General features: G+C 70.0%; 19 protein-coding genes and 1 pseudogene. 11 read left to right on the top strand and 9 right to left on the bottom strand.

Features of this window, described 5'->3' with window-relative positions:
• Positions 1 to 141 precede the first annotated feature (141 nt).
• Positions 142 to 1374, top strand: a pseudogene (locus tag AB0L91_RS06595) (mannosyltransferase); the annotation flags it as partial.
• Positions 1375 to 1378: 4 nt separating this feature from the next.
• Here AB0L91_RS06595 and AB0L91_RS06590 read toward each other — a convergent pair.
• Together AB0L91_RS06590 and AB0L91_RS06585 are read right to left on the bottom strand one after the other, a co-directional pair.
• Positions 1379 to 1678 carry a 4a-hydroxytetrahydrobiopterin dehydratase gene (locus AB0L91_RS06590; protein WP_365007735.1) on the bottom strand — a complete coding sequence of 100 codons (300 nt, stop codon included), beginning with the start codon at positions 1676 to 1678 and terminating at the stop codon, positions 1379 to 1381.
• A gap of 54 nt (positions 1679 to 1732) precedes the next feature.
• Positions 1733 to 1909 (bottom strand): hypothetical protein, encoded by a 177-nt coding sequence (locus tag AB0L91_RS06585; RefSeq protein WP_355276409.1) that lies wholly within the window; start codon positions 1907 to 1909, stop codon positions 1733 to 1735.
• Between the two features lie 124 nt (positions 1910 to 2033).
• Between AB0L91_RS06585 and typA the strand changes: the two genes are divergently transcribed.
• The 4 genes from typA (at position 2034) to AB0L91_RS06565 (ending at position 7215) form a co-directional block, all read left to right on the top strand.
• Positions 2034 to 3938 carry a translational GTPase TypA gene (gene typA / locus AB0L91_RS06580; RefSeq protein WP_357343136.1) on the top strand — a complete coding sequence of 635 codons (1905 nt, stop codon included), beginning with the start codon at positions 2034 to 2036 and terminating at the stop codon, positions 3936 to 3938.
• Positions 3939 to 4087: 149 nt separating this feature from the next.
• Positions 4088 to 5809 (top strand): ABC transporter family substrate-binding protein, encoded by a 1722-nt coding sequence (locus tag AB0L91_RS06575; RefSeq protein ID WP_357343138.1) that lies wholly within the window; start codon positions 4088 to 4090, stop codon positions 5807 to 5809.
• Positions 5806 to 6699 carry an N-acetyl-1-D-myo-inositol-2-amino-2-deoxy-alpha-D-glucopyranoside deacetylase gene (gene mshB / locus AB0L91_RS06570; protein ID WP_365007732.1) on the top strand — a complete coding sequence of 298 codons (894 nt, stop codon included), beginning with the start codon at positions 5806 to 5808 and terminating at the stop codon, positions 6697 to 6699. Before AB0L91_RS06575 ends, mshB begins: the two co-directional genes overlap by 4 nt.
• A 75-nt stretch (positions 6700 to 6774) precedes the next feature.
• Positions 6775 to 7215 carry a hypothetical protein gene (locus AB0L91_RS06565; RefSeq protein WP_365007730.1) on the top strand — a complete coding sequence of 147 codons (441 nt, stop codon included), beginning with the start codon at positions 6775 to 6777 and terminating at the stop codon, positions 7213 to 7215.
• Between the two features lie 4 nt (positions 7216 to 7219).
• On the opposite strand, the gene AB0L91_RS06560 is transcribed toward AB0L91_RS06565, so the two are convergent.
• Entirely contained in the window at positions 7220 to 7960 is a 741-nt protein-coding gene (locus AB0L91_RS06560) for a TetR/AcrR family transcriptional regulator C-terminal domain-containing protein (protein ID WP_365007728.1), read from the bottom strand.
• Positions 7961 to 8133: 173 nt separating this feature from the next.
• Between AB0L91_RS06560 and AB0L91_RS06555 the strand changes: the two genes are divergently transcribed.
• A complete protein-coding gene (locus AB0L91_RS06555) occupies positions 8134 to 9657 on the top strand; it encodes an MFS transporter (RefSeq protein WP_365007726.1) in 1524 nt (507 codons plus the stop codon).
• Between the two features lie 49 nt (positions 9658 to 9706).
• Here the strand turns inward: AB0L91_RS06555 and AB0L91_RS06550 are convergent, their stop codons facing one another.
• From AB0L91_RS06550 to AB0L91_RS06540, 3 genes are read right to left on the bottom strand one after another with little or no spacing between them, the layout of a single operon-like run.
• A complete protein-coding gene (locus AB0L91_RS06550; protein ID WP_365007723.1) occupies positions 9707 to 10078 on the bottom strand; it encodes a DUF1622 domain-containing protein in 372 nt (123 codons plus the stop codon).
• Positions 10079 to 10137: 59 nt separating this feature from the next.
• A complete protein-coding gene (locus tag AB0L91_RS06545; protein ID WP_365007721.1) occupies positions 10138 to 11808 on the bottom strand; it encodes a PH domain-containing protein in 1671 nt (556 codons plus the stop codon).
• Entirely contained in the window at positions 11805 to 12305 is a 501-nt protein-coding gene (locus tag AB0L91_RS06540) for a PH domain-containing protein (protein ID WP_357343152.1), read from the bottom strand. The genes AB0L91_RS06545 and AB0L91_RS06540 overlap by 4 nt, the downstream gene beginning before the upstream one ends.
• 148 nt (positions 12306 to 12453) lie before the next feature.
• Between AB0L91_RS06540 and AB0L91_RS06535 the strand changes: the two genes are divergently transcribed.
• Positions 12454 to 15054, top strand: coding sequence for a bifunctional FO biosynthesis protein CofGH (locus AB0L91_RS06535; protein ID WP_355276391.1), 2601 nt, complete (start codon positions 12454 to 12456; stop codon positions 15052 to 15054).
• 25 nt (positions 15055 to 15079) lie between these two features.
• On the opposite strand, the gene AB0L91_RS06530 is transcribed toward AB0L91_RS06535, so the two are convergent.
• Genes AB0L91_RS06530 through AB0L91_RS06520 form a run of 3 tightly spaced genes read right to left on the bottom strand, consistent with a single transcriptional unit; the run spans position 15080 to position 16977 of the window.
• Positions 15080 to 15427: a thiocyanate hydrolase gene (locus tag AB0L91_RS06530; RefSeq protein ID WP_365007719.1), complete on the bottom strand. Its 348-nt coding sequence runs from the start codon at positions 15425 to 15427 to the stop codon at positions 15080 to 15082.
• 12 nt (positions 15428 to 15439) lie between these two features.
• Positions 15440 to 16141 carry a thiocyanate hydrolase subunit gamma gene (gene scnC / locus AB0L91_RS06525; protein ID WP_365007717.1) on the bottom strand — a complete coding sequence of 234 codons (702 nt, stop codon included), beginning with the start codon at positions 16139 to 16141 and terminating at the stop codon, positions 15440 to 15442.
• Complete coding sequence (locus tag AB0L91_RS06520) at positions 16138 to 16977, bottom strand: SH3-like domain-containing protein (RefSeq protein WP_365007714.1); 840 nt, start codon at positions 16975 to 16977, stop codon at positions 16138 to 16140. Before AB0L91_RS06520 ends, scnC begins: the two co-directional genes overlap by 4 nt.
• A gap of 195 nt (positions 16978 to 17172) precedes the next feature.
• On the opposite strand from AB0L91_RS06520, the gene fdxA reads away from it, so the two are divergent.
• The 4 genes from fdxA to AB0L91_RS06500 all read left to right on the top strand — a co-directional run bounded on the left by fdxA (position 17173) and on the right by AB0L91_RS06500 (position 22270).
• A complete protein-coding gene (fdxA, locus tag AB0L91_RS06515; RefSeq protein WP_189026332.1) occupies positions 17173 to 17496 on the top strand; it encodes a ferredoxin in 324 nt (107 codons plus the stop codon).
• A complete protein-coding gene (dapC, locus tag AB0L91_RS06510; RefSeq protein WP_365007711.1) occupies positions 17493 to 18584 on the top strand; it encodes a succinyldiaminopimelate transaminase in 1092 nt (363 codons plus the stop codon). The genes fdxA and dapC overlap by 4 nt, the downstream gene beginning before the upstream one ends.
• 124 nt (positions 18585 to 18708) lie before the next feature.
• Positions 18709 to 20349 carry a GMC oxidoreductase gene (locus tag AB0L91_RS06505; RefSeq protein ID WP_365007709.1) on the top strand — a complete coding sequence of 547 codons (1641 nt, stop codon included), beginning with the start codon at positions 18709 to 18711 and terminating at the stop codon, positions 20347 to 20349.
• Positions 20350 to 20422: 73 nt separating this feature from the next.
• A complete protein-coding gene (locus tag AB0L91_RS06500; RefSeq protein WP_365007708.1) occupies positions 20423 to 22270 on the top strand; it encodes a protein kinase in 1848 nt (615 codons plus the stop codon).
• Positions 22271 to 22286: the final 16 nt, after the last annotated feature.

Raw genomic sequence — 22286 nt, 5'->3', positions numbered from 1 at the left:
CCCGCCGGTGTTACACCTGGGGATGTTGATGCAAATGTTACCGATGGTGTCGCGCGCCCGCGCGTGAGGCCGTGCGCGCGGCTGTCCGCGCCCGCCCGGTTAAGGTGAGGAAAGCACCGCGACGCCGCCCACTCGACCGAAAGCCTGGCATTGAACCGACACCTCCGATGGGCTCTCGCGCTGCTCGGATTGTCCGTGCTCGCCAGGCTGGGCTGGATGCTGTTCGCGAAGAACGGCCTCAATGTCGTCGATCTGCACGTCTATGTGGACGGGTCGGCCGCGCTGCTCACCGATCGCCTCTACGACTTCACCTACGCGGAGAAGACGCCGGACTTCCCGCTGCCGTTCACCTATCCGCCGTTCGCCGCGCTGGTCTTCTTCCCGCTGCACTATCTGCCGTTCTCGGCGGTCGCGGTCGGCTGGATGCTGGCCACCGTCGCCGCGCTCTACGGCGTGATCCGGATCAGCTTCGACCTGCTGCTCGGCGCCGACCGGGCTCGGCAGCCACGCTGGATCACCGCCGCGGTCGGCTGGACGGCACTGGGGGTCTGGCTGGAGCCGGTGCGCACCACCATCGACTACGGCCAGGTCAATGTGTTCCTGGTGTTCGGCGCGATGTTGGCGGTGCGCAGTGCGCGCTGGTGGATCTCGGGCACGCTGGTCGGCGTGATCGCCGGCATCAAGCTGACGCCCGCGATCACCGGGCTGTACTTCGTGGCCCGCCGCCGCTGGGCGACGGTGCTGTGGTCGGCGGCGGCCTTCGGGCTGACCGTCGCTGTGAGCTTTCTCATCAACGCGCACGAGGCGAAGCGGTATTTCGGCACCCTGCTCGGTGACGCGGACCGGATCGGGCCGGTGGGCTCGGTCTGGAATCAGTCGCTGCGCGGCACGCTGAGCCGGATCCTCGGCTACGACGTGCAGTCCGGGCCGTGGTGGATCGCCGCGGTGCTGGTCACGGCGGTGCTGGCGGTCCTGGCCTGGCGCACGCTCGGCCCCGACGACCGGCTCGGCACCCTGGTGCTGGTGCAGCTGTTCGGGCTGATGATCTCGCCGATCTCCTGGTCGCACCACTGGGTCTGGCTGATCCCGACCGTGCTGTGGCTGCTCTACGGTCCGCTGCGGGGGGAGCGCGTCGCGCGGTTCATCGCGGGCTTCTGGGTGCTGACGATGCTGATCGGCGTCCCCTGGGTGCTGTCGTTCGCGCAGCCGACGATCTGGACGATTCCCCGGCCGTGGCCGCTGGCCTGGCTCGGCGCGGTCGACGTGATCGGGGTGTTCGTGCTGCTCGGCTGGCTGATCTGGCACGGTCGCGAGACCCTGCGCGCCCAGGCGCGCGGGCTCGGCCGCCGTGCCGAAGTCCCCGCGACCAGCTGAGGACTCAGCCGTCGACGATGTCGTCGATGGTGTGCGCCATGGCCGTGTCGTTGGCGGTGAGGCCACCGGCCGAGTGCGTACTCAGGGTGAATCGCAGTGTGCGCCATCGGATATCGATGTCGGGATGATGGTCGGCCGCTTCGGCCGCGGTGGCGACCTTGCGCACCAGTTCGATGCCTGCCGGGAACGACGCGGCCCGCACCGTGCGGGTGATCGCGTCACCGTCGCGGGACCACTCCGGGAGAGTGGCCAGGGCGATGGTGATCTCGGGATCGGAGAGCAACGCCGGTTTCGGAGTACCCATACCTGCAGTTCTACGCCTGCTTCGGGCAGCACGCATCGCCCGTGGTCATCCGCCTCAGGCCGCGCGCGCCTTCTCCAGCGCCTTTTTGAGATCTTTGCCGCACACTCCGGCGGCCTCGGCCTTCTTCATGCGCATGATGACGACGGGACATTTGAAGCACCGCGTCTTCTTCCTGCAGCACTTTTTCTTCGGCTTCAGGCTCGACACCTTCTTAGCCTTCACCTTGCCCATGCGGGTTAGCGTACCCTAAGTACAAAGCCTGACACGTGCGTGCCACTCCGGTACCGGTAGGGTGTAACAGGCCGCGATGCCAGATGAATGCGCGCCAATACACCAACAGCAGGAGGATTGAGGCGTGTCGTCTACACGCGATTTTCGCAACGTCGCCATCGTGGCCCACGTCGACCACGGCAAGACGACGCTGGTCGACGCCATGCTTCGTCAGTCGGGCGCGTTCGCTGAGCGAGCCGAGCTGGTCGACCGGGTCATGGACTCCGGAGATCTGGAGCGCGAGAAGGGCATCACCATTCTCGCCAAGAACACGGCGGTCCACCGCCATCACCCCGACGGCTCCGTCACCGTCATCAACGTGATCGACACCCCCGGCCACGCCGACTTCGGTGGTGAGGTCGAGCGCGGTCTGTCCATGGTCGACGGTGTCGTGCTGCTGGTCGACGCGTCCGAGGGCCCGCTGCCGCAGACCCGGTTCGTGCTGCGCAAGGCGCTCGCGGCCAAGCTGCCGGTGATCCTGGTCGTCAACAAGACCGACCGTCCCGACGCCCGGATCGAGGAGGTCGTCGAGGAGTCGCACGACCTGCTGCTCGACCTGGCCTCCGACCTCGACGACGAGGCCGCCGAAGCCGCCGAGCTGGCGCTGGACCTGCCGGTCCTGTACGCCTCCGGCCGTGAGGGCAAGGCCTCCAAGGAGCGTCCCGAGAACGGATCGGCGCCCGCCGCCGAGAACCTCGACGCCCTGTTCGACGTGCTCATGGAGAACATCCCGGCGCCCAAGGGCAACCCGGAGGCGCCGCTGCAGGCCCACGTCACCAACCTCGACGCCTCGGCCTTCCTCGGCCGCCTGGCGCTGGTGCGCGTGCACAACGGCGAGCTGCGCAAGGGCCAGAACGTCACCTGGATCAACGCCGACGGCGCCAAGCAGGTCAAGATCACCGAGCTGCTGCAGACCATCGGTGTCGAGCGCCAGCCCGGCGAGGTCGCCGTCGCCGGTGACATCGTCGCCATCGCGGGCATTCCGGACATCATGATCGGCGACACCCTCGCCGACATCGAGAACCCGGTCGCGCTGCCGCGCATCTCCGTCGACGAGCCCGCCATCTCGGTGGTCATCGGCACCAACACCTCGCCGCTGGTCGGCCGGGTGCAGGGCCACAAGCTGACCGCCCGCATGGTGAAGTCGCGCCTCGACCAGGAACTGATCGGCAACGTGTCGCTGCGCGTGCTCGACATCGGCCGTCCCGACGCCTGGGAGGTGCAGGGCCGTGGTGAGCTGGCGCTGGCCATCCTGGTCGAGCAGATGCGCCGCGAGGGCTTCGAGCTGACCGTCGGTAAGCCGCAGGTGGTCACCAAGCAGGTCGACGGCAAGGTGCACGAGCCGTTCGAAGAGCTGACCATCGACTGCCCCGACGAGTACCTGGGCGCGATCACCCAGCTGCTGGCCGCCCGCAAGGGCAAGATGGTGCAGATGAGCAACCACGCCGCCGGCTGGGTGCGCATGGAGTTCATCGTGCCCTCGCGTGGCCTCATCGGCTTCCGGACCGTGTTCCTCACCGAGACCCGCGGCACCGGCATCGCCAACGCCGTCTCGCACGGCTACGCGCCGTGGGCCGGTGAGATCCGCGCCCGCCACACCGGTTCGCTGGTCTCCGACCGCGCCGGCTCCGTCACCCCGTTCGCGATGATCCAGCTGGCCGACCGCGGTCAGTTCTTCGTCGAGCCGGGTGCCGACACCTACGAGGGCATGGTCGTCGGCATCAACCCGCGTGCCGAGGATCTCGACATCAACGTCACCCGCGAGAAGAAGCTGACGAACATGCGCAGCGCGACCGCCGACGTGATGGAGACCCTGGCCAAGCCGCTGACCCTGGACCTCGAGCTGGCGATGGAGTTCTGCGCCGGTGACGAGTGCGTGGAGGTCACCCCGGAGGTCGTCCGCGTGCGCAAGGTGGTGCTCGGTGCCAACGAGCGTGCTCGCGACCTGTCGCGCCGCAAGGCGCGCGACCGCGCGGTGAGCAACTCCTGATCGGGTTCTGACAGTGGGACGGTACTTCGGTACCGTCCCACTGTCGTTTCCGCAGTGACCGGTGCCGGGCTCCGGGCAGATGAGCGAGGTAGGGTGCCAGAGTGAGTTCGGGGGTCAGACGCGCGAGGTGGCGCGTGGCGGTGATGGCGATGACGGCCTCGACGGCGGTCCTCGCCGGATGCACCGCGAATCCACCGCCGCCGATCGAGAGCACCGATTCGCCCAAGACCACCCAGGCCAAGCCGGGGAAGAACACGGTCGTGGTCGCGATCGACGACATCGGCATCGGGTTCAATCCGCATCTGCGCTCGGATCAGTCGCCGGCCACCAACGCGGTGAGTTCGATGGTGCTGCCGAGCCCGTTCCGGCCGGTGGCCGCGCAGGCGCATCCGGCCGTGGTCGACTGGGTGCCCGACGCCTCGCTGATCGAGTCGGCCGAGGTCACCGCGCAGGAACCGTTCACGATCACCTATACGCTGCGCAACCAGGCCAACTGGTCCGACGGCGCCCCGATCGCGGCCGAGGACTTCCGGTTCCTGTGGCAGCAGATGACGACGCAGCCCGGAGTGGTCGATCCGGCCGGCTACCGGCTGATCTCGGACGTGGCGTCCTCCGGGGGCGGCAAGACGGTGACCGTGACGCTGTCCCAGCCGTATCCGGCCTGGCGCGAACTGTTCTCGAACCTGCTGCCCTCGCACCTGGTGAAGGATTCGCCGGGTGGCTTCACCAGCGGCCTGGTCGACCGGATTCCGGTCTCGGGCGGCAACTTCACCATCAAGTCGGTCGACCGCGGTCGCGACGAGATCCTGCTCGAGCGCAACGACCGCTTCTGGGGCACCCCGGCCGCACCGGACCAGATCCTGTTCCGCCGTGGTGGCACCCCCTCGCAGCTGGCCGAGTCGCTGCGCACCGGCGACGCCCAGATGGCGCTGGTGCACGGTGGTGTCGCGACCCAGGCCCAGCTCGCCGCGATCCCCTCGGTGCGGACCACGATCATGCCGCAGGCCCGCGAGCTGCAACTGGCGCTCAACGGCCGCTCGGGCGATCTCACCGACCCGCGCGTGCGCAAAGCGGTGCTCGCGCTGCTCGATCCGGCGCTGCTGGCCACCGTCGGCGCGCAGACCGGCGGCTGGGTGGAACCCGCACGCGCCCAGGTCCTTCCGCCGTCGAGTCCCGGCTACGTGCCGACCGCGCCGCCGCGACTGAGCACCGAGGAGGCGTTCGCGCTGCTGGCCGAGGCCGGTTTCGGCCGCGCGCCGGAAACCCCGCAGACCGGCTCGCCGACCTCGCCCGCGCCGCGCCCGCGCTCGGTCGCGCGCAACGGCAAGGTCCTGTCGGTGCGGATCGGCGCCGTCAACGAGGACGCGGCGACGCTGGCGGTGGCCAACACCGCCGCCGACCAATTGCGCAGCGCGGGCATCGATGCCACCGTGCGCGGCGTGCCCGCCGACGAGCTGTACGGCAAGGACCTCACCGAATCCGCGATCGACGCGATCGTCGGCTGGGAACTGGCCGGGGACGACCCGGCGACGGTGCTGGCCTCGCGCTACGGCTGCCCGCCGCCGGAACTCCCCGGTGCCGACAGCAAGGCGCTGGCCGCGGCCGAGGCCTACCGCAAGGCGCCGAGCAATATCGGCGGCGTGTGCGATCCGTCCCTGCAACCCTCGATCGACGAGGCGCTGCGCGGTGTCGAGGTGCCGCGCGTGCTGGCCGAGGCCGAGCCCAAGCTGTGGGAACTGTCGACGGTGCTGCCGATCGTGCAGGACAACGTCGTCGCCGCGGCGGGTCCGCGGGTGGACGGCGTCTCGATGGCCGGCGCGATCCAGGTCGGCATCTTCGGCGACACGGCGCAATGGCGGAGGATCCCATGACGCATTCGACCCGCGAGACCGGCGGCCTGCTGCTGGTGCACGCCCATCCCGACGACGAAACCCTCACCACCGGTGGCACGATCGCGCACTATCGCAAGCGCGGCGTCCCCGTCACCGTGGTGACCTGCACGCTCGGCGAGGAGGGCGAGGTCATCGGCGAGCGCTGGGCGGGCCTGGTCGCCGCCGAGGCCGACCAGCTCGGCGGCTACCGCATCACCGAACTCACCGCGGCGCTGGCCGCGCTGGACGCGGGCGCGCCGTGGTTCCTCGGCGGCGCGGGCCGGTGGCGCGATTCCGGCATGGCGGGCACCCCGTCGGCCGCGCATCCGCGGGCCTTCGTGAACTCCGGTGACGCGGCGGTCGAGGCCCTGGTGGAGGTGCTGCTGGAGCTGCGGCCGCGGGTCGTGGTGACCTACGATCCGCGCGGCGGGTACGGCCATCCCGACCACATCCGCGCGCACGAGATCACCACCGCCGCGGTCGAAGCCGCAGCGGCGCGGGGCTGGGACGTGCCGAAGTTCTACTGGACCGTCACCGACGGCGACCTGCTGCGCCAGCACACCGCGGCACTGGCCCGCCGCACCGTGGACGAGTTGCCCGGCGCCTTGCCCGCGGGCTGGCGGTTGCCGGTGGAGGCCGAGCTGGCCGCGATGACGACGACCGGCGTGACCACCGTGGTCGATGTCGCCGACGCGGTCTCCGCCAAGCGCGCCGCCATGCGCGCGCACGCCACCCAGGTGACGGTCGCGCCCAGTGGCCGGGAGTTCGCCCTGTCCAACAACATCGCGCTGCCGGTGCTGCCGGAGGAACACTTCACGCTCGTGCGCGGCACGCGTGGGCAGGTCGGCGCCGACGGCTTCGAGCACGACCTGTTCGCCGGGCTCGACTGAGCCGGACACGCGTCGGCTGATGGCGGCTGCCGACGGCGGCGTGGTCTGCCCGCCCGGCCGAATAGACTCGCCCCCATGGTGACCGACTCCGATCAGCCCGCAGGCACGCCGACCGCCGTGCTGCGGTCAGTGCGCCTGCCCGCCCGGCTCGACCCGGTGATCTCGGGGCTGATCGTGGTGCTGCTGCTCGTCGACGCGCTGATCACGCTGGCGCTCGAGGTGCTGTTCCTGCCGCTCTACGTCGGTGCCGTCGCGCTGCCGGTGGCGGCGCTGCTGGCCGCGCCGATCAACGTGGGGCTGGTCTACGGCATGGAGTCGGTGACCTCGCGGCTCGGCTTCGCCTTCGCGCCGATCGTGGTGTGGGTCTTCGGATTCCTGGTGGCGGCCTCGCGCGGACCGGGCGGTGACGTGCTGCTCGGCAGCGACGGTCGCACCCTGCTGTTGCTGGCCTGCGGGGTGCTCGCGCCCGCCGCCTACCTGTACTACCGCTCCAACGTGGGCTTGTTCCGGACCTGAGGAGTCAGCGGCGGGTCTCGGCGCCGTCCAGGATCAGATCGATGGCCTGGGTGAACCGGTTCATCACCCCGCTCGCCGCCTCGGCGACGACCGCTTCCCGCTGGTCGACGTAGCGCCGGTGCAGGCGCGGGAAGTCCGCCGAGGCCGCGACGCTGGCCGCCATCACCTGGTCGACCCACTGGTCGGTGGACAGTCCGCTGCGGGCGATCGTCATCAGCATCGCGGCCTCGTTGGCGCACGAGCCGACGATGAACCGGAAGGCCGTGTTGGTGGTGGCGTCGACGACCTCGTCGGAGAAACCGCCCGCCTCGACGAGCCCGAGCATCGAGTCGGTCAGCCGCATCATGTTGGGGCCGAGGTAGGTCAGGGCGGCGTTGCCGAACACGATGGTGACCCACGGGTGGGCCAGCAGCGTCGCGCGCAGTCCGTCGGCCTGCGCGTGTACCCGTTCGCGCCAGTGCGCCGGGTCCGGCTCCGGGCACGGCACCTCCCCGATGACCTGGTCGACGACCAGCTCGAGCAGCTCGTCCTTGTTCGCGACGTGCGTGTAGAGCGAGGTGGCTCCCGCGCCGAGGCGCGCGCCGAGTTTGCGCATGCTCAGCGCGTCGAAACCCTCCTCGTCGAGCAGCGCGATCGCCTCGTCGACGATCTGATCTCGGCTCAGCGCGGGCTGATCTCGGCGTTCACGGGTCGGCCTGGTCCACACCGATGCGATCTCGGTCGAGTTCGTGCTGCCCGCGGCCATCGCTGCCTCCTGTGCTGGTGATGTCTGTCTCCACGTCGCGTGTCCGCACAGCATAGCCCCTCGAGAACGGTGTACGGATCACGCACGCCGTACCTATTGCGCACAGCGTTCCATGATCGTACAGTGTTCGACATGACCGCACGCTGTGCGGCGATACTCGAGAGGAGAGCAGGATGGACCCGCTCGCAACGGCTGCCACCGATCCGGTGGTCCGCAATCCCCGTCGGTGGCTGATCCTGATCGTGCTGTGTCTGAGCTCGCTGGTACTGATCGTGGACAACATGGTCCTCACGGTCGCCATCCCGCAGATCGCCACCGATCTGGACGCGAGCGCGCAGCAGATCCAATGGATCATCGACGCCTATCTGCTGGTGTTCGCCGGCCTGCTGCTCACCTCGGGCAGCCTCTCGGACCGGTTCGGCCGCAAGCTGGTGATGGTGATCGGCCTGGTCCTCTTCGGCGGCGCGTCCCTGCTGGCCGCCTACGCCACCAGCGCCGAACTGCTGATCGCGGGCCGCGCGCTGATGGGCATCGGCGGCGTGCTGATCATGCCGAGCACGCTGTCGATCCTCATCACCGTCTTCGACGACGACGAACGGCCCAAGGCGATCGGCGCGTGGAGCGCGGTGGCCACGGTCGGCATGGTCGGCGGCCCGGTCGTCGGCGGTGTGCTGATGGATCACTTCTGGTGGGGCTCGGTGTTCGTGATGAACGTGCCGATCGCGGCGGTCGCCATCGTGGCCGCGCTGGTGCTGATGCCCGAGTCCAAGGGCCCGTGGCGCAGGCCCGACCTCCCCGGCATGCTGACCTCGATCATCGGCATGACCGCGCTGGTGTGGACCATCATCTCGGTGCCGCACGCGGGCTGGACCGATCGGGACGTGCTGGCCGGCTTCGCCGTCACGGTGCTCGCCCTCGGCGCCTTCGTGGTCCGCGAACTGCGCACCGACGAGCCGATGGTCCCGCTGCAGCTGTTCCGCAACCGCACCTTCACCGGTTCCAGCTTCTCGCTGGTCCTGGTGACCTTCGCCAACGGCGGCCTGGTCCTGGTGCTCACCCAGTACCTGCAGTTCGTGCTCGACTACTCGCCGATGCGGACCGCGCTGGCCTTCACCCCGATGGCCGTCACCCTGCTGGTGGCCAACGGCATCGGCGCGGTGCTGGTCGGCAAGGTGGGCGCGCGGATCGTCACCATCGCGGGTCTGATCGTGGTCGCCGCGGGCTTCGCGGTGCTGGCCACGCTCGATGCCGGGGCGAGCTTCACCCTGCCCGCCGTCGCGATGGCGCTGCTCGGCGCGGGTGGCGGTCTGGCGATGCCCGCCGCGATCGGTGCGCTGATGAGCGCGGTGCCCGAGGAGCACGCGGGCGTCGGCTCGGCGCTCAACGACACCATCCAGCAGGCCGGTGCGGCGCTGGGTGTCGCGGTGCTCGGCGCGGTGCTGGCGGGCACCTTCGCCGGTGCCATGCCGGACTCGGCGCCCGCCGCGGCCAAGGAGTCGATCGCGGGTGCGCTCGGTACCGGTGACGGCACCGTCATCGGGCTGGCGCGCGACGCCTTCTGCACCGCCATGCAGGTCACCTTCGGCGTCGGCGCGCTGGCCTCGGTCGCCGCCGCGGTGCTCGCGGTCATCCTGATGCGGGACGCGAAAACCGATGCGGGCGAGGCGGAAAGCGCGAAGGAAGTGGTCGCCGCCTAGCCGGAGCGGACGACGGCCGGGAGTCCTGGACTCCCGGCCGTCGTCGTCGTCAGGCCGAGCTGTCCTGGTCGGCCTCCGCTTTCGGCCGTTGCCACGGCCAGCGGCCGGTCAGCTCGAGTTCCAGCGAGTAGCTGAGGAAGGTCCGCACCAGCACGATCAGTGCCAGCACCCCGACGCTGGTGAAGGTCGGCGCGATGGCGACCGTCCGGATGATGTCGGCCGCGACCAGGAATTCCAGGCCGAGCAGGATCGCCTGCCCGAGCCTGCGGCGGTACAGGCGATAGGCCGAGCCGAAGTCCTCGTGCGCGGTGAGCGCTCGGACGAAGAAGATCGTGCCGACCAGCCCACCCAGCACGATGGCGGCCACGCCCGCACCGTCGAGCACCTTCCCCGCGGTTTCGATGACCTCGGTGAACTCCACGTCAGCAGATTACGCCGCGGCGGACCCTCCGGCCGGTACCCTGACCGACATTTTCCTGCCTATCGGCTCGGGTCCGGCCGGAATCCAGGGGCGGCGGTGCGGGCGCCGAGCAGACCGGGGGTGACGGCCTCGACGAGGGCGATGGCCTGGTCGAACGGGATGTCGTCCACCAGGTAGGCCTTCTTGCCCGCCGCCGTCGCGGCGACCACGGTGGCCAGCCCGGCCCGCCGCTGCCAGTAGGTGCGGCGGATGGTCCAGCCGATGATGCCGGGGGCTTCCAGGCAGTCGCGATTGCGGTCGAGGCTGCCGCGCCGGGTGATCAGCCAGGTGGGGCCGGTGCTGCCGGGCAGCACCCGATGGCCGAGGCTGCGGTAGCGGTCCTCGGCGAGCCCGGCCATGATCACCGCGAACACCACCGGCAGGCCCCAGAGCCACCCCGGCAGCGGGCCGCTGACCAGCGCGATGGCGATCAGGACGACGACCAGCCCACCGACCGGCCACGCGGCCTTGGAATAGCGCCGCCGATGCGCCGCCGGACCGTGCCGGACCAGCTCGATCGTGCCCAGCGCGGCACCGGTGATCGGTTGCGGTGCGGCCTGTTTCGTCAGCGACGCGGGCGCATCGGCCGAGGCAGGCGAGATCGCCGGTCCGGGCGCGCCACCGGATGCCGGTTCGGCGCCGAGCGGCGCGTTCGGTTTGCGGCGGGTGCGCAGCAACTCGTCGAGCGTGCGTTCGACCGCGGACCGGGGCGCCTGCGGCAGGATCTTCTGCCGCGGGTTCTCGCCCGTCATGATCATCTCCAGCTGCGCGGCCCTGGCGGCGCGCAGCAGCAGCGGATCGTTGAGCGTCGCGCCGCGGAACCGGGCCAGGTCCAGGGTGATCTGCCGGGTGGTGAACAGGCCGTGGCGCAGGTGCAGGGTGGCGCCGTTGTCGATCACCCGGAGCCCGAACCAGGTCGCGAGGTACTGGGCGCACGCGGCCACGCTCACCAGCGCCACCGAGAACAGCGACAGGCCGACGATCACGATCGCGACGATGGGCGGGCTGTCGTCGTCGAGATGCTGCACTGCGGGCGACTTCGACAGGATGTCGATGAGCCCGTATTGCGCGCCGATGCCCGCGATCGGCGCGACCACGGCCAGCCCGGTCAGCGACAGCGGCGCGTAGCGCACCCACGCGGCCCGCCAGTGCCCGATCTCGATCCCGGCTTCGGTGACCGCGTCGTGGGGCGCGACGTGCGGCGCGCCGGACGATCCCGGCTGGTCGGTGGGGAATTGCCCGGTGTGCGAGAGCAATTCGGCCCGCAGGGCCGGAATCCGGCTGGTGTCGAGCGCGTCGAGCTTGAACTCCTCGCCCTTGTCGGTCTGCTTGCCGGTGCCGATCGCCAGCACCGCCAGCCCGAGCGCGCGGTGCAGCAGCGGCGCTTCCACGTCCACCGAACGGATCCGCGGCCGCGGCACCGACAGCGTCCGCCGCTGCACGATGCCGCTGCGCAGCTGCACGTGATCGGCGTCGATCCGATAGGAGGTGGTGAACCAGCGGGCGACACCGAAGCCGGCGACCAGCGTCACCGGGATCAGGCTCCACAGCGGATTACCACTGGTGGTGCCGACGATGATCGAACCGAGCAGCACCGGAATGTATTTCATGATCTCGTTGATCGGATACACCATCAGCATGCGTGGATCGAGTCGCTGCCACTCGGCCTGCGGCGCGGGCGGAGTGCTCACGTGGCGTCCCCGCGGTGCTGGGCGGCGATGGCGGCCAGCCGGGCCACGGTCTGCTCGGCGACCGGCAGATCCAGGGCGCTGATCTTCACCGCCCCCGCCGAGGACGCGGTGGTCACGGTGACGGTGGCCAGCCCGAGCATCCGCTCCAGCGGTCCGCGCTCGGTGTCGACGGTCTGCACCCGCGAGATCGGCGCGACCCGCGACTCCTGATCCAGCCACCCGACCCGGGTGTACACGGCCTCGTCGGTGACCTCCCACCGGTGCACCGCGTACCGCCACAGCGGCACCACGACCACGCCGAGCACCGCGAGCGCGCCCACGGCCAACGCCGCGACCAGTTGCCATCCGCGATGGTCGTCGTCGAGCAGCGCCCACCCGACGAGCACCACACACAGCACCGCGACCGCGATCGCGTTCTCCAGCGCCCACAGCAACGTGGCCTTGGAACTCGGACGCCAGGCCGGTTCGGCCAGAATGGTGGAGCGCGGCAGCGACATGAAGCCATGGTTCCATGCGCGGCCGGGGAGTTCACCCCCTCGGGAATATGCGGGGTCGTGCGGAGGGTTGTCGTGCGACGAGGACGACAAACTCGTGCCCAGCCGGGCCCGTGACCAGCCGACCGCACGTTCCGGAAAGAAGTAGCGCATGATCGACGGGGTGACCGAGCTTCCGAACCCGAGCGTTCCCCTGCCGCCGCCGACTCCCGCCGCCATGCGCCGGGCGCTGCGCCGGGCACGCGACGGTGTCACCCTCAATGTCGACGAGGCGACCGTCCTGCTGCACGCGACCGGCGACGATCTCGCCGATCTGTGCGCCAGCGCGGCCCGGGTCCGCGACGCGGGCCTGGAATCGGCGGGCAGGCCCCGCACGATCAGCTATTCGCGCAATGTCTTCATCCCGCTCACCAAGCTGTGCCGGGACAAGTGTCACTACTGCACGTTCGTGACCGTGCCGGGCAAGCTGCGCGCCGAGGGCCACGGCATGTTCCTGGAACCGGACGAGGTGCTCGCGATCGCCCGCGAGGGCGCCGCGCTCGGCTGCAAGGAGGCCCTGTTCACCCTGGGCGACCGGCCCGAGGACCGCTGGCCCGAGGCCGCGCAGTGGCTCGACGAGCGCGGCTACGACTCCACCCTGGACTACCTGCGCGCCGTCTCCATCCTGGTGCTGGAGGAGACCGGTCTGCTGCCGCATCTGAACCCCGGCGTGATGAGCTGGGCCGAGATCGCCCGGCTCAAGCCGGTCGCGCAGTCGATGGGCATGATGCTCGAGACCACCTCGACGCGGCTGTTCACCGAGAAGGGGCAGTGCCACTACGGCAGCCCCGACAAGGACCCCGCGGTGCGGTTGCGCTCGATCACCGACGCGGGCAGGCTCTCGGTGCCCTACACCACCGGCATCCTGGTCGGCATCGGCGAGACGCTCACCGAGCGCGCCGAGTCGATCATGGCGATTCGCAAGCAGCACCGCGAGTTCGGGCACATCCAGGAAGTGATCGTGCAGAACTTCCGCGCCAAGGACGACACCGCCATGCGCGATGTCCCCGACGCCGACGTCGCCGAGTTCCTGGCCACCGTCGCGGTGACGAGACTGCTGCTCGGACCGGATGTTCCGGTGCAGGCGCCGCCGAACCTGGTCTCGCACAGCGATTGCCGCGCGCTGATCGACGCGGGCATCGACGACTGGGGCGGGGTGTCGCCGGTGACGGTCGACCACGTGAATCCCGAACGCCCGTGGCCGAACCTGGACACCCTGCGCGAGATCACCGAGGCGGCCGGCTACACCCTGGTCGAGCGGACCTCCGCGCACCCGAAGTACGTGCGCGCGGGCCACCCGTGGATCGACCCGCGCATCGGCGCGCACGTCGCCGCGCTCACCGATCCGGCGACCGGCCTGGCCAGGCCCGACGCGCTGCCGGTCGGCCTGCCGTGGCAGGAGCCCGACGAATCGTGGGACTCGGTCGGCCGCGTCGACCTGAACACCGCGATCGACACCGAGGGGCGAAACACCGAGAGCCGCAGCGATTCCGGGCTCGGCCAGGAGGTCGTCGGCGCCTTCGGCGACTGGGAGACCATCCGCGAACACGCCCGCGATCTCGCTGTCACCGCGCCGGAACGGCTCGACTCGGACGTGCTCGACGCCCTGCGCGCCGCTGAGCACGACCCGGCGGGCCTGACCGACGACCAGTACCTCGCCCTGGCCACCGCCGACGGGGTGAACCTGGACGCCATCGCGGCGCTGGCCGACTCGCTGCGCCGCACGGTCAACGGCGACGACGTCACCTACGTGGTCAACCGGAACATCAACTTCACCAACATCTGCTACACCGGCTGCCGGTTCTGCGCGTTCGCCCAGCGCAAGGGCGACGCCGACGCGTTCACGCTGAGCACCGACGAGGTCGCCGACCGCGCCTGGGAAGCCCACGTCGACGGGGCCACCGAGATCTGTATGCAGGGCGGGATCGACCCCGAGCTGCCGGTCACCGGGTACGCCGATCTGGTCCGCGCGATCAAGGCCCGCGTCCCGTCGATGCACGTGCACGCGTTCAGCCCGATGGAGATCGTCAACGGCGCCTCCCGTGGCGGCCAGAGCATCCGCGATTGGCTGGCGGCGCTGAAGGAGGCCGGGCTCGACTCGATTCCCGGTACCGCGGCCGAGATCCTCGACGACGAGGTGCGCTGGGTCCTCACCAAGGGCAAGCTGCCCACCTCGGCCTGGATCGAGGTGATCACCACCGCGCACCAGCTGGGCATCCGGTCCAGCTCGACGATGATGTACGGCCACGTCGACAACCCGAAGCACTGGGTGGGTCACCTGCGGGTGCTGCGCGGCATCCAGGACCAGACCGGCGGCTTCACCGAATTCGTCCCGCTGCCGTTCGTCCACCAGAGCGCCCCGCTCTACCTGGCGGGCGCGGCCAGGCCGGGCCCGACCAACCGCGACAACCGCGCGGTGCACGCGCTGGCCCGGATCATGCTGCACGGCCGCATCGACAACATCCAGACCAGCTGGGTCAAGCTCGGCACCGTCGGCACCCAGATGATGCTCACCGGCGGCGCCAACGACCTCGGCGGCACCCTGATGGAGGAGACCATCTCCCGGATGGCGGGCTCCCAGCACGGCTCGGCCAAGACCGTCGCCGAACTCACCGAGATCGCCGCCGGCATCGACCGGCCGGTGCGCGAGCGCACCACCGTCTACGGCACGGTGCCGCCCAAGCCGGTGGCGCTGCCGCTGACGATCGGCTGAGCGCGGCGAATGCCGAACGGGCGGATCAGGATTCGAGCCGGGCTCGAATCCTGATCAGGCGCTCCGCCAGCTCGGTCTCGTCGATGACGCCCCGGGCCACCAGCGAGTGCGCCAGGGCGACGAGCTGGTTCTCGGGGTAGGGCAGGCTGGGATAGACGGTCGCCGCGAGCGTGTCCTCGTCGTCGCGTCTGGCCTGGAAGTCCAGGCCGCCCGGTGCGCACGCGGCGTGATCGAGCGCGTCGCAGAGGCCGTCCAGGCTGGACTTCCACGGTGGCAGGGGATTGGTCACGCCGTACTCGGCGGCCATCCGGGGCCACACCTGGTCGCGATCGACGATCGCCCGCAACGACGCGATCTCGCGTGGGGTACTCATCGCTGCCTTCCGCTAGGTCGCCGGGTGGATGGCGGGCCGGGTCGCGGTGATCACATTGGTGGTCACCCCCGGCTTCGGGAGCGCGACGCCGATCAGGCAGTCCCTGGTGATGATCTCCGCGAGCTGATCCTCGGTCCAGCCGTCGGTGCCGTCGGGCCGCATCGGCAGCACCATGAACCGGTGCTTCTGATTCGAATCGTGCACCCGCACCGCGACCTCCGGCGGCAGCGTGAGCCCGAACTCCGAGAGCACCTGACGCGGCCAGCGCACCATGCGGCGCCGGTAGTTCGGGGTGCGATACCACTCGGGCGAGTTGCCCAGGATCGGGCGCGGGTAGCACGAGCACAGCGCGCACACGATCACGTTGTGCAGCGTCGGGGTGTCGGCGAGGATGGAGAACGCGGTGAAGTCGCTGGGCGTGCCGAAACCGGTCGGCTCCAGCCAGTCCACGCCCACCGCCTTGCTCGCCGTCATCGGCTCGGCCAGCGCCAGCGCCTGGAAGTCGGGATCGAGCCAGGCCCTGGCCACCAGGCGCACCGCGGGCGTCGGCCCGATCTGTTCGGCGAACTCGGTGAACCGCCGGTGCTCCTCGGCGGTGAAGATCCCCTTCTCGATGCACAGTTCGCGCAGCGCGATCTCGAGTACCTCGAAATCGGTGATCTCGTCGACCATGGGAGCCACGGTGCGATCGTGGTCGTGCTCGTGGCCGGTCATGACGCCACCTGGAGCCAGCGTTCGGGGATCTCGGTGCGCAGCACGTCGGCGGCGGTGCCGGTGTAGCCGTGCCACAGCCGCGCGAGCTCGAACTCGACGACGTAGAACCACTCGGGTGTCGCGTCGTGCCGGTCCCACGTCTCGTCCTCGGGGGCCGGGCTCTCGTAGGCCAGCGAGGTGATCCGCCCGACCGCGGCGCGCACGTACTCCGGCGTGCGGGTGTAGAACAGCGCGGGCAGTTCCCTGACCCGCACGGCGTCGCCGACCGCGAAGGCCGCCGCGCCCGCCTGCCCGGCGAAGACCTGCGGATCGCCCTTGCCGACCGCCGCGAGGTGGTGCCGGTTGCGGACGACCCCCGTGCCGTCGCCCTCGAACTTCGGCTGGGCGGTCGGCGGTTTCCCGCCCAGGCCGTCCACGTACCGCGCCTGGACCTCGAGCAGGCGTTCACTCAGTTCGGTCAGGCCGATGTGCTGCTTCTCGACCAGCACCCGGGCGACGGCCAGCAGCCAGCGGCCGTAATACGGCAGGCCGAGGTACATGGTGCGGCCCAGGTCGACATTGCCGATCCGGCGCCGCTCCTCGGACAGCCAGATCCCGCGCCAAGCGAGTACCTCGCAGATCACATAGGTGTTGTGCTCCCAGACCTCGTACTGTTTGTTCTCGTAGGTGATCGCAGCGTCGGGTTCACCGCCGACATCGTGGTCGGTCTTGAGATAGGCCCACAGCCGCGCGTGGTCGAGGAGGTCCGGCGGCGGCGCGTCGGGAAGTTCGGGATATGCGGATTTCAGCCGGGCTACCAGATCAAGCGCGGCCGCACGATCTTCCGCCGTACTCATGGCGGCTCCCTTCGTTGCGCTGACGACAACGAGATCCTGTTCTGAATCTAGGGTCCGATACGCCGGAGGTAAAGAGTGATCGGCTGATCGAGAGTGCGAGTTAGGGCAGGCTGACCTGGGACTGAGGTGCGGTCTCGGGATAGGGTTTCGGTGGCGGAGTACCACCGCAGGTGAGGACAGACTAGGAGAACGGCAGTGCCGTACATCATCGCTGAACCGTGCGTTGACGTGAAGGACAAGGCGTGCATCGAGGAATGCCCCGTGGATTGCATCTACGAGGGTGGCCGCATGCTCTACATCCAACCCGACGAGTGCGTTGACTGTGGTGCGTGTGAGCCGGTCTGCCCGGTGGAGGCGATCTTCTACGAGGACGACACCCCGGACCAGTGGAGCGGTTACATCAACGCCAACGTCGACTTCTTCGACGAGCTCGGTTCCCCCGGTGGCGCCACCAAGGTGGGCAAGGTCGACTTCGACCCGGCCTTCATCAAGGCGCTGCCGCCCATGGCTGAAGAATGAGGGTCAGCAGCCTGCTGCCGGATTTCCCCTGGGACACGATCGCCGCGGTCAAGGAGAAGGCGGCCGCCCACCCCGGTGGGCTGGTCGACCTGTCGGTCGGTACGCCGGTCGACCCGGTCGATCCGCTGATCCAGGCGGCGCTGCGATCGGTCGCCGAGGTCCCCGGGTACCCGACCACCCACGGCACCCCTGAGCTGCGCGCCGCCGCCGTCGCGGCCATGGCGCGCCGGTTCGGGATCACCGGCGTCGACCCGGCCGCCGTGCTGCCGGTGATCGGCACCAAGGAGCTCATCGCCGGGCTGCCGCGGCTGCTCGGGCTCGGCTCCGACGATCTCGTCGTGATCCCCGAGATCGCCTACCCGACCTACGAGGTCGGCGTGCTGCTGGCGGGCGCCAAGCCGTGGCGCGCGGACGGTCTGACCCAGATCGGCCCGCAGAAGCCCGCGCTGATCTTCGTGAACTCGCCGTCGAACCCGACCGGCAAGGTGCTCGGGATCGAGCACCTGCGCAAGGTGGTCGCGTTCGCGCGTGAGCGCGGGGCCGTCGTCGCCTCCGACGAGTGCTACCTGGGCCTGACCTGGGAGGGGGAGGCCGTCTCGATCCTCGACCCGCGCGTGTGCGACGGCGACCACGCCGGTCTGCTGGCGATCCACTCGCTGTCGAAGACCTCGAATCTCGCCAGCTACCGCGCCGGCTTCGTCGCGGGCGACCCGGAACTGGTCGCCGAACTGCTCGAGGTGCGCAAGCACTCCGGCATGATGCTGCCGTTCCCGATCCAGGCCGCGATGACCGCCGCCCTGACCGACGACGAGCACGAGGCGCGCCAGCGCGAGCGTTACCGCGCGCGTCGCGAGATCCTGCGAAAGGCATTGCAGGAGGCTGGTTTCCGGATCGACTACTCCGACGCGGGACTGTACCTGTGGGCCACCCGCGGCGAGGCGTGCCGGCGCACCCTGGACTGGCTGGCCGAGCGTGGAATCCTCGCCGCGCCCGGTGATTTCTACGGTCCGCGCTCGCCGGAGCACGTGCGGATCGCGCTCACCGCGACCGACGAACGGGTGGCCGCCGCGGCCGAACGTCTGGCCTGAACCACCGCTTCCGCAAACCCCGGGCACCGTCGTGCCCGGGGTTTCGTTTGTTCGAAACACGTTCGTTTCAGTGCAAGTCTCGGTATAACAGGTTCTCATTGCAGTCTCGATGAGGAGCCTCTCTGTGCGTGAATTCTTGTATGAAAAGCCAGGTCAGTGCCAATACACCCGGGGTATTTCGCGCCGCGGATTCCTAGCTGCAACAGGTTTCACGCTAGGCGCGGCCGCGCTGGCGAGTCGCGCGGTCGCCGCGGCGGCGCCCGCGGCCGACGGCGACAAGGTGCCCGCCCTGGTGATCGGCAGCGGCTACGGCGGCTCGGTCGCCGCGCTGCGCCTGGCCCAGGCGGGTGTCGATGTCCTCGTCGCCGAGATGGGCATGTCCTGGACCAAACCGGGGCCCGACGGCGACATCTTCTGTCCGGTCCTGAAACCCGACGGCCGCTCCTACTGGCTGCGCGAGACCACCGATCAGCCGGTCGGGTATTTCATGGGCGGGTCCTACAACAAGGACATCGACCGCTACACCGGCGTGCTCGACTCCGAAGGCTTCGGCGGCATCCGGGTCTACCAGGGGCGTGGCGTCGGTGGCGGCTCGCTGGTCAACGGCGGCATGGCGGTGACGCCGAAGCGGGAGAACTTCGGCGCCATCCTGCCCTCGGTGAACGCCGACGAGATGTACGCCACCTACTACCCGCGAGCCAACAGCGCGCTCGGGGTGAACACCATCGACCAGAACTGGTTCGAATCGGCCGAGTGCTACCAGTTCGCGCGGGTCGGCCGCAAACATGCCGAAAGATCCGGATTCGGCTGGACTTTCGTGCCCAACGTCTACGACTTCGAGTACATGAAGAAGGAGGAGGCGAACACGGTGCGCCGGTCCGCGCTCGCCGGCGAGGTGATCTACGGCAACAACGCGGGCAAGCGCTCGCTGGACAAGACCTACCTGGCGGCGGCCACCGGCACCGGCAAGGTGACCATCGCCGCCCAGCACATGGTCACCTCGGTCACGCCGAGCGGCAGCGGCTACGAGGTGGAGATGGCGGTGATCGATACGCAGGGCCGGACCACCTCGACCAAGAAGGTGACCGCGGACCGGGTGTTCTTCGCGGCGGGCAGCGTCGGCACCAGCAAGCTGCTGGTCGCGATGAAAGCCAAAGGGCAGCTGCGTAATCTGTCCGACGCGGTGGGGCAGAAGTGGGGCAACAACGGCAATGTCATGGTCGGGCGGGCCAATCACATGTGGGATGCCACCGGCAGCCTGCAGTCGGCGATGCCGTGCCTGGGCATCGACAACTGGGCCGACGCGGGCGGTCCGGCCTTCGCCGAGGTCGCGCCCTTCCCGTCCGGGATCGAGACCTATGTCAGCCTGTACCTGGCGATCACGAAGAACCCCAACCGGGGCAAGTTCACCTTCAACTCCGGCACCGGCAAGGTGGATCTGAACTGGCAGACCGCCTGGAACCAGTCCTCGATCGACGCCGCCAAGCGGATCTTCGACAAGATCAACAAGAAGGAGGGCACGATCTACCGGACCGATCTGTTCGGCGTCTACAAGACCTGGGGTGACGACTTCACCTATCACCCGCTGGGCGGTTGTGTGCTCAACGAGGCCACCGACAACTACGGTCGCCTGCACGGATACCCGGGTCTCTACGTCATCGACGGCGCGCTGATCCCCGGCAACACCAGCGTGAATCCCTTCGTCACCATCACCGCGCTGGCCGAGCGCAATATCGAGCGGATCATCGCCGACGATCTGCGCTGATCTCGCGTTCCGGCTGCCGGATCGGCTAGGGTCCGGCAGTCGGAGCGGTATGGGATCGAAAGGCTCGTCACGGATGCACGGGGTGGAATTCGGCGCGGGCTCGGTGTTCGCCGGGTATCGGATCGAACGGTTGCTCGGCCGGGGTGGGATGGGGACCGTCTACCTGGCGGCGCACCCGCGGCTGCCGCGCCAGGTGGCGCTGAAACTGCTGAATCGCGAACTGTCTTCGGACCCGGAGGTGCGCGGCCGGTTCGAACGCGAGGCCGATGTCTCGGCGCACCTGGACCATCCCGGCATCGTGTCGGTGCTCGACCGCGGTGTCGAGGACGGGCTGATGTGGATCTCCATGCAGTACGTCGACGGCACCGACGCGTCGGTGTTCCGCGGCGCGGCACTGGACCCCGCCCGCGCGATCGACATCGTCGCCCAGACCGCCGAGGCGCTGGACTACGCCCACGAGCGCGGTGTGCTGCACCGGGATGTGAAGCCCGCCAACATCTTGCTGGCCGCGGCCCGCGCCGGCGACCGCGTGCTGCTCACCGACTTCGGCATCGCCCGCCTGCGCGGCGACGCCCGCCAGCTCACCCGGACCGGCGCCTTCCTGGCGACCCTGGCCTACGCCTCGCCCGAACAACTCTCCGGCGCGTCCGTCGACCACCGCTCCGACCAGTACTCGCTGGGCTGCACCCTGTTCACCTTGCTCACCGGCGAAAGCCCGTTCCCCGCAGACAATCCCGGCGCGGTGGTCGCCGCGCATCTGAGCAAGCCGGTGCCGCGCGCGTCCGCGGCGGTTCCGTCCTTGCCCCCGGGTGTCGATGCGGTGATCGCCCGCGCGCTGGCCAAGGACCCGGCCGAACGATTCGACAGCTGTGCGGAATTCGCCAAGGCGGCGGTGGACGCGCTCGGCGGCGCGACCGCCTCGCCCGCGCAGCCGTCGCCGGTGCGGAACGCGCAGTCGCTGTCCGCTCCGAATCAGCAAGTGCCGACGGCATTCACGCCGTCCGGGCACGGTGAGCGGGCATCGCACCATGGGCCGAGTGCACCCGGCCAGGGCCATCCGGGACCGAGCGCATCTGGCCAGGGCCACCCGGGACCGAGCGCACCCGGCCACAGCCGCCAGGCGCCGAGCGCGCCCGGCCTGGGCGGCCAGGGGCCGAGTGCATCCGGCTCAGGTCACCCGGCGCCGCGGCCCGGCACGCAGCCGGAGTCGAGTTCGATGGCGACGCTCGTGGCGCCGCCACCCTCGGCGCCGCAGTTGCCGATCGCGGGCGGCCCCGGCTGGCACGCGCCGCCACCCGGCTACGTCCCGCGTCCGGGTACGCGGTCCGCCCCGCCGCGCAAGTCCGTGTCCTCGCGCTGGCGCGCGCTCGCGGTCACCTTGCTCGTGCTCGCCATGGTGGGCGGTGTCGGGGTGGTCGGGATCGGCGCGATCTACTGGAAGTTCGTGCGGCCCGGCCGGATCGCGCCGCCGCCCGCCGCGTCGTGGGGTGAGCACAGTGCGCTGGTCTCCGACTTCCCCCAGATGCTGCCCAAGGATCCGACCGCCACGGGGTGGTCGGACTCGAAGTGTTTCCCCACGGGCGCGCTGATCGTGCAACCCGGTGATCCGGTGCCGGTCCGGCAGATCACCTGCACCGACTCGCTGGGCGTCACCTCCTGGTACACCCAGTACGCCACCGCCGCCGACGCGGACGCCTATCTCGGTCGCCACGCCACGGCGGATCCCACCACCACCCGTGGGGCCGCGCTCGGCGCGAACGCCACCGTCACGGCCTGGCGCTCGCGCGCCGGTGAGCCCTTCACCCTCGCGGTGCGGCGTGCCGTCGACGGCGTCGGCCAGCCGGTCGTCGTCGAGGTCGCCGCGGCGGGCGGCTCGTTCGAATCGACCCAGCTCGGCTGGTACCTGTGGGCGCCGCTGTAGCGGTGGAAGCTCGCCA

This window comes from Nocardia sp. NPDC051833, assembly GCF_040681225.1.
In the GTDB taxonomy this organism is placed as follows: domain Bacteria; phylum Actinomycetota; class Actinomycetes; order Mycobacteriales; family Mycobacteriaceae; genus Nocardia.
The sequence above is the reverse complement of the archived record's forward strand: the minus strand, read 5'-3'. Positions and strand labels throughout refer to the sequence as shown.